Origin of the sequence: Pseudomonas huaxiensis, assembly GCF_003231275.1 — a bacterium.
Taxonomy (GTDB): domain Bacteria; phylum Pseudomonadota; class Gammaproteobacteria; order Pseudomonadales; family Pseudomonadaceae; genus Aquipseudomonas; species Aquipseudomonas huaxiensis.
The window spans coordinates 1-337 of the sequence record NZ_QKVL01000201.1 but is presented as its reverse complement, the minus strand read 5'-3'; the positions used below and the strand labels follow the sequence as shown (position 1 = coordinate 337).

Sequence of the window (337 nt, the reverse complement as noted above, 5' to 3'; positions counted from 1 at the left end):
CGGCGTAGTTACCTACACCGCTTCGGTAACGGCTCCCGTGACCGGCGCTCCACTGGTCATCACCTTGGCTAACGGCCAGTCGATCACCATTCCAGTCAACGCCTCGAGCGGTTCGGTCGATTTCATCGCCCCGAACAACGTGTTGAACACCAACACTCCGCTGACCAACAGCATCACTGGTGTCACCGGTGGCAACTACGAGCACCTGGAAACCGCAGGCACTCCGACCACCGTCGTGACCGACGATCCAGCGCGCCTGGACACCACCGGCCTGACCTTGTCCGCCACCGGTTCCGTCCAGGAAGGTGGCAACATCGTCTACACCGCCAAGCTGACC

The 337-nt window shown here is 61.7% G+C and carries 1 protein-coding gene; it reads left to right on the top strand.

The window, feature by feature from the left end; genetic code table 11:
* Nucleotides 1–337: immunoglobulin-like domain-containing protein (locus DM374_RS32885; RefSeq protein ID WP_318531833.1), on the top strand; the 337-nt coding region annotated here is incomplete at both ends.